The 6698-nt window shown below is 49.6% G+C and carries 8 protein-coding genes; 4 read left to right on the top strand and 4 right to left on the bottom strand.

Going from position 1 to position 6698, the window contains the following annotated elements; translation table 11 throughout:
- The first annotated feature begins 108 nt into the window (after positions 1–108).
- The 4 genes from NSP04_RS07125 to NSP04_RS07110 all read left to right on the top strand — a co-directional run bounded on the left by NSP04_RS07125 (position 109) and on the right by NSP04_RS07110 (position 3393).
- Entirely contained in the window at positions 109–840 is a 732-nt protein-coding gene (locus tag NSP04_RS07125) for a 16S rRNA pseudouridine(516) synthase (RefSeq protein ID WP_257511648.1), read from the top strand.
- Positions 841–953: 113 nt separating this feature from the next.
- A complete protein-coding gene (gene efp / locus NSP04_RS07120) occupies positions 954–1514 on the top strand; it encodes an elongation factor P (RefSeq protein ID WP_257511647.1) in 561 nt (186 codons plus the stop codon).
- A 73-nt stretch (positions 1515–1587) separates the two neighbouring features.
- Complete coding sequence (gene earP / locus NSP04_RS07115) at positions 1588–2661, top strand: elongation factor P maturation arginine rhamnosyltransferase EarP (protein WP_257511646.1); 1074 nt, start codon at positions 1588–1590, stop codon at positions 2659–2661.
- Positions 2662–2733: 72 nt separating this feature from the next.
- Positions 2734–3393 carry a hypothetical protein gene (locus NSP04_RS07110; protein ID WP_257511645.1) on the top strand — a complete coding sequence of 220 codons (660 nt, stop codon included), beginning with the start codon at positions 2734–2736 and terminating at the stop codon, positions 3391–3393.
- A 6-nt stretch (positions 3394–3399) separates the two neighbouring features.
- Here the strand turns inward: NSP04_RS07110 and NSP04_RS07105 are convergent, their stop codons facing one another.
- Genes NSP04_RS07105 through NSP04_RS07090 form a run of 4 tightly spaced genes read right to left on the bottom strand, consistent with a single transcriptional unit; the run spans position 3400 to position 6694 of the window.
- A complete protein-coding gene (locus tag NSP04_RS07105) occupies positions 3400–4299 on the bottom strand; it encodes a tyrosine recombinase XerC (protein ID WP_257511644.1) in 900 nt (299 codons plus the stop codon).
- Positions 4257–4907, bottom strand: a complete 651-nt coding sequence (locus NSP04_RS07100; RefSeq protein ID WP_257511643.1) for a DUF484 family protein — start codon at positions 4905–4907, stop codon at positions 4257–4259. The genes NSP04_RS07105 and NSP04_RS07100 overlap by 43 nt, the downstream gene beginning before the upstream one ends.
- Positions 4904–5779, bottom strand: coding sequence for a diaminopimelate epimerase (dapF, locus tag NSP04_RS07095; protein ID WP_257511642.1), 876 nt, complete (start codon positions 5777–5779; stop codon positions 4904–4906). Before dapF ends, NSP04_RS07100 begins: the two co-directional genes overlap by 4 nt.
- A gap of 39 nt (positions 5780–5818) precedes the next feature.
- Positions 5819–6694 (bottom strand): lysophospholipid acyltransferase family protein, encoded by an 876-nt coding sequence (locus tag NSP04_RS07090; protein WP_257511641.1) that lies wholly within the window; start codon positions 6692–6694, stop codon positions 5819–5821.
- Positions 6695–6698 lie beyond the last annotated feature (4 nt).

Here is a 6698-nt window from a genome sequence, read left to right as displayed (position 1 = left end):
TGCTTGCTTCGTTTCGTCCTGCTTGTCGTGCAGCAGAGAAACGAGATTATGCACATCAATTCAAAACCTGTCAAACACTTTTGGCAAATAAATTCATAGAAACGTCACATGAAAGTAAGACCTAGCGTAAAAATACTGCAATCACAAGGACTTGGAAGTCGCCGTGAATGTGAAAATATTTTCTGGAATTCCGAGATTTTTCGCAACGGAATTCAAATTGATCCAGAAACCGACGAAATTTCTCTGGGAGACACTGTTTTAATCGACGGAAATCGATTTGAAATTACCCAATACAAGTATGTATTAATGCACAAACCAGCAGGGTACGAAACTTCACACTTACCCAGCCACAACCCCTCCGTGTTTGATTTACTACCAAAGCACTATATAAAACGAGGGCTGCAAGCAGCTGGACGGCTGGACGTGGACACTACGGGGCTTTTGTTGTTCTCGGACGATGGTCAATTCATCCACCGATTGATTAGCGGCAAAGTGGGCACCAAACAGGAAATCGAAAAGATTTATGAGGTAACAGGTGCTCGCCCATTTACTGACTTACAACTAAACCGCTTGTTAGAGGGTGTTGACCTGGACGATGAGCCTGAAATCATTTATGCCAGCCGCGCCACCCTGATGCCCGATGGCAAACTGGAACTGGGTATAACAACTGGTAAGTACCATCAAGTGAAAAGAATGGTGGCTGCGGTTGGAAACCACGTTGAAGCCCTGCACCGAACAGCGGTTGGACCTTATAAGCTTCCTGCTGATTTGGCGCCTGCGTCTTATATAGAGATAGACCCGGGTGCAATACTGAACAAAGGCACTTCGAAAGCGGCCTGAATTAAAAGACTTTCTTGCCCACGAAGGCCACATATTCACGCTTAGAAGTTGCTTGTGCGAACAAACACTTCGAGTACAATACGTGGCTTAAATTTTAAATCCTCATCAAACTCATGAAAACAGCTCAAGAAGTTCGTCTAGGCAACGTGGTAATGGTTGGCAAAGACCCCATGGTGGTTTTGAAGACTGAATACAACAAATCAGGTCGCAACGCCGCCGTTGTAAAAATGAAAATGAAGAACCTGCTCACCGGCGCGGGCATGGAAAGTGTCTACAAGGCAGACGAAAAGTTTGAACTGTTGGTGCTCGAACGCAAGGAAGTGACCTATTCCTACTTTGCAGACCCCATGTATGTGTTCATGGACACTGAATACAACCAGTATGAAGTGGAAGCTGAAAACATGGGCGACGCACTGAACTACCTTGAAGACGGCATGGAATGCGAGGTGGTGTTTTATGACGGCAAAGCGCTTTCAGTTGAATTGCCAACTAGCTTGGTTCGTGAAGTTGAGTATACCGAACCTGCAGTGCGCGGCGACACTTCAGGCAAGATCATGAAGACAGCGCGCATTTTGCCGACGAGCTTTGAAATTCAAGTGCCGGCCTTTGTTGAAATTGGGGACAAAATTGAAATTGATACCCGCACCGCTGAATACCGCGCACGTGTAAAGTAAATCTCCACTGACTTGGTGGACTGTGAAAAGGCCCCACTTCGGGGCCTTTTTCCATTTTGAAGGTAAACATCAGATGCAGATTGGCATTGTTTGCAAGGTTATTGATAACTATGGCGACGCCGGGTTTTCATTGCGGCTGGCAAAAGCACTGGCGATTAAAGGCCATTCTGTTTCTTTGTTTCACGATAATTTGCCTACTTTCGAGGCGCTTTACCCAGCCAATGACGTTTCTGGCCTGCAATTGATCGATGCAAGCCGTGCCGAATTTAACGCGGACGCCTATCGTTTACTTGATTTGGTGATTGAGCCATTCGGAACATCCAGTGAACAGACAGAGTACCGTTTTGACTTGGCGATTAAAGAAAGCTGCCCTGCCACGCCATGGTTGTTGGTGGATTACCTGTCTTCCGAAGAATGGGTAGAAAGTTTTCACCTAAGCCAATCGGTTGATCCAAACACCGGGCGGATAACTTCGTATTTTTACCCTGGCTTTACCGACAAAACTGGGGGCCTGATTCATTGCGATTACCCGCAATACCTTCGACAAGCGAAAAATACTGCGATTCAAAACACGTTGAAGGTGTTTGTATTTGCTTACCCCAATGCACCTTTGCTTGAATTGCTGCAGGCCTGCGAAGAATTAAACGAACAGGGATTGGCGCAGATTGAAATTGGAGTGGCCGGCAAGCTACCACGCAATAGTAAATTCGAATATGCCACCGCCCTACCCTTTTGCCCGCAGAGTCAATTTGATGGACTGCTTGCAGGGCATGACGTACTTTTTGTGCGTGGTGAAGATTCATTCGTACGAGCACAGTTGGCAGGCAAGCCCTTTGTTTGGCAAATCTATCCAACGCAGGACTTGGCTCACGCCAAAAAGCTGGCGGATTTTTTTAAGCGCTATTCGACGGGCTTGAGTGCGCCTTGTAGTTCAGCACTTTGGAATTGCTGGGCAAGCTGGAACAGGCTGGAGGAATGCGCAGGCTTTATTGAAAGCTGGCAAGGCTTACAGGTGCACTGGACTGAATTGCAGGCACACGCCAATCGCTGGCGCAACGAATTATTTGCCGGTCCTGAGCTTGTAAAGGAAATTCTGACATGGCGCAGCGGACAGACTCCTACTTTGATGGAAAAGCCTGATTTATAAGGCTTTTCTCTCCAAAAGAAAAACCATTAACAAGGCAGACACTGAATTCAAGTTAAACGCTTGGATTCAGCAATGTTGTCATTTTTACTCTCTCTTGGTTTGGGCTTTGGTTCAATTAACCTAGCGAACCTGCCTGCGCAGCAAGTGGAGCAGATTGCCAAAGAAGTGATGGCAGAAATGGAAGTAGAGATGCGCACCAAGCCTTCATTGATTGTGACCGAGCGCCCTGAGCCGACCCCATTGGGTGCATTGGCCTATGCGAACGGCAAGTGCGTGGTGATTGTGAACACCAACAAAACAGCTTGGGCACAGTGGGGCAGATTCTTGAATGAGGAAAACCGCGCGCAGTGGTCGCAGATTGTTGCTGCATCTGTTGCTCATGAAATGGGGCACTGCTTGCGAGAAAGCCGTTCATTTGTGGCCAATTTTGAAGTCAGCCCTGAAGAATTCCGGGGTATTCAAAACACCGGCAGCTTTGGCCCAAAACCCGAAATGGTCTACAAGCAAGAATTGTTTGCAGACACAGTGGCCATTCTGTACGCGAGGGAAAATGCGGGCGAAGAGGCCAACGCGGTGATAGAGATCATGATTCAAGCGCGAGAACGTTTCAGCGCCAATGAGCCAACCCACAACACAGGAAAAATGTTGAGCCGCTTGACAACGCTTGACACGAGTCGGCTTGAGAATGAAACAATCGGCATTGCAGCAGCCCGCCTACTTTCTGCCTTGTAACCTCGACTATTTGGCGCGCGGGAAAGCGTTGTCGTACACGCTGGACAGATGGTCGAAATCGAGCGCAGTGTATACCTGTGTTGAGGCAATTGATGCATGGCCTAGCAATTCCTGAACTGCCCGCAAATTCTGGGTGCCCTGCAACACATGACTTCCAAATGAATGACGCAACATGTGCGGATGCAGGTGTTGGCCTAACCCGCTATTTGCAGCGTGATCGGCAACGTCTCGCTGCGCTTGCCTGACGGTTAATGGTGCCCCTTTAGCGGAAACGAACAGGGCGATTTGATCCACCTTGCCCAATTCGGACAAGTGACGCAGTCGGGGCTCAGAAAACTCGGCGAAACGAGCCTGCAATGCGTCAACTACGGGCACCACCCGTGCTTTATTGCCTTTGCCGATCACGCGAAGTTCACTGGCATTCGACAACACATTTGCGCTCAATGACAAGGCCTCGCTGATGCGCAGCCCCGTGCAATACAACAACTCAATAAGCACATGCGCCTGGGCAAACCGAAATGTTTGTGGCAATGGCCCTTGCAGCAAGGCTGCGAGTGAGTCAACTCCCAAAGCTTTGGGCAATGCCCGGGGCAATTTGGGTGTTTTCAAACCCAAACTTGGATTGATTTCAATGTGCCCATGATCGTGCAAGAATTTAAAAAAACCGCGCCAGCTTGATGCCATTCGGGCGAGGCTGGCTGGCGCTGCACCACCAGCATGTCGTTTGGCCAAAATTGTTTTTAAATTGGCGGATGATGCGGCGCAAAGCGGAGCATCGATTAGAGCCAAGTCGCGCTTTACGGCAGTCACCGAGTTTTCACTGTGACGACGCTCCAATCGCAGAAAATCCAGATACCGCTGGATTAAGACTGCGTTGTTGTCTGAAGCCGACTCAGTGCTGCGCATGCAGTTTCTGCCAAAGTGTTGAGGAAATCGGTTTCCAGTGTGGGCGAGAAACGGTCTTTGTCTGGCGAGCCAAAACCTAGGCAACCAAAAGCCTCTGGGCTAGCGCCCACACGAATTGGAATTAACACCACCGAGCGGGGCGCAACTTCTTCGCCTTGAAACACGCTCAGGGTTGGTGCGTTTTCAGCAAAACCGCAATAAAGACTTTTCATGTCATTCACGATGGATTTGTCGCCTTCGCTGACCCCCTCGCCCTCTGCCCAAAGTTGTAGACGCACAATTGGCACCACGAACTGCCTCTTAATTTTTTCAACCAAAACGGTGGGCAAATCAGCTGCATTTTTCACGGTAAGCAAAGACCGGGTAATGGACTGAAGATTGTCGATAATTGCCTGATTTTCCACGGCAGCATGTGTCATTTCAACCATGCGATGCTCAAGCGATTTCACTTTTTCCCGCATGGTGTGCACTTGACGCTCGTGCAGCGAGGCAACGTTGCCCGTGCTTTGTTCGGGCAATTTAATGAAAGCCAAAATGCCTGGATTTCGTATTAAAAAGTCAGGATTTGCTTTTAAAAAATCGGCAACTTGAATGGCCTCTTCAGTCATAAATGAAATTCTCCTTCAAATACTGTTTGTGCGGGGCCTGTCATCAAGACATGGCTGTCTTCCTGGCCACTCCATTCGATGGTGAGTGTTCCACCTGCTTTTACCACATCCACGCAATCGGCGATCAAGCCCATCTTCATTCCAACCACGGCTGCTGCGCAAGCGCCAGTGCCGCATGCAAGGGTTTCGCCGACACCACGTTCATACACACGCAAATGCACGCGACTGCGATCAACAACATACAGGAAACCCACATTCACACGTTCCGGAAAACGCGGATGAGATTCCAGCGTAGCGCCCAAGCGTTGTACCAATTCATCTGTGGCGGGCTGCTCAAGCAGTACCACCACATGCGGATTGCCCATGGAAGCCACGCCAACCCATAGTTCTTCAAGATCAGCGCCAGAATCTACGGGCAGCTTGTACTGAGTCATGGCACCGACCTTTCGGCTGGCCAAGCCTTCAGATACAAAGGGCACTTTGGCGGGTTCAAATTCAGCTGGGCCCATGTTCACTTTCACCCAGTTGTGCTTGATGAGTTCAGGCTGAATAATGCCCGCCAATGTTTCGACCTTGATTTGATTTTTTTGGGTTAAACCTTTGTCGAATACATACTGCGCAAAGCACCGTGCGCCGTTGCCACATTGCTGGACTTCTTGCCCATCGGCATTGAAAATTCTGTATTTGAAATCGGCAACTTGCGACGACTCAACGACAAGAACCTGGTCGGCACCGACACCAAAATGGCGGTCTGCCAGACGTTTGATCAAGGCGGGCGTCAGCTCAAGTTGCCCGGCACAATTGTCGAGTACAACAAAATCGTTGCCAGCACCATGCATTTTGGTGAATTTAAGTGTGTTTGAATTAGCCATTGCTGTGCACTTGGCGCGTGGCGCCTTAAGGATTAGTGTTCAGTATATTCTGGACTCGCCGGGCGGGCGGGTTTTGAAGCGTTTGTGAAGCCACAAGTATTGCGCGATGTTGTCTTTCACCCATGATTCGATGTGGTGATTCATGGCTTGGGTGGACTCTGTGTCATCTTCAAGCGGAAAATTGGGCAGGGGTTCGTGAATTCGAATGTGGTAGCGGCCATTTCGGTAAACAGTGGTAACGGGTACCACTTGTGCATTCAGCATTTTGGCCAATCGTGCCACGGCGGTCACCGTGGCCGCCTTCACGCCGAAGAAATTCACAAAAACAGAATCGCGTTCGCCGAAATCCATGTCGGGCAGGTAGTACAAGGGCCTGCCTTTTTTCATCGCCGTGAGTAAGGGCCGCACGCCCTGCTGGCGTGAAAGCAGCAATTGATCCCCGAACTTCGAACGGCCGTGAAGTATTAGTTCGTTGAGCACCGGATTCTTTTGATTGGAGTACATGGTGACCATGTCCACTTCAAGACAAAGGCGGCTCCAGGCGGCATCCAGACCCAGAAAATGGGGTGCAAGGAAGATGGTGGCAGGTGCGCCATCAAGCCCTGCTAGGGATTGTGGGTTGTCGATGCGAACTCGATCGCGCACCACTGATTCATTCCCGGACCACAACCAGGCACGATCCAGAAAGGTTCGAAGATAAAAATAAATGTGTGCAATGGCCCAGCGAATTCGCTGAGTAACGGACGCTTCAGGAAAACAGAGAGAAAGATTCGTCAGCGCAACCATGCGCCGTTCGCGCGCCAGTGCGAACAATAAAAGAGCAAGCACACCCGACAAGCCAGAAGAGGCAAGCCGATAAAGCGCGAATGGCAGGCGGCCCATGGCCAGCCATAGGGTGATTAAAAATTGAGTCACGTTT

The sequence above is a fragment of the Limnobacter parvus genome (assembly GCF_024623725.1).
GTDB lineage: Bacteria > Pseudomonadota > Gammaproteobacteria > Burkholderiales > Burkholderiaceae_B > Limnobacter > Limnobacter parvus.
This window is presented reverse-complemented; position numbering and strand designations above follow the sequence as displayed.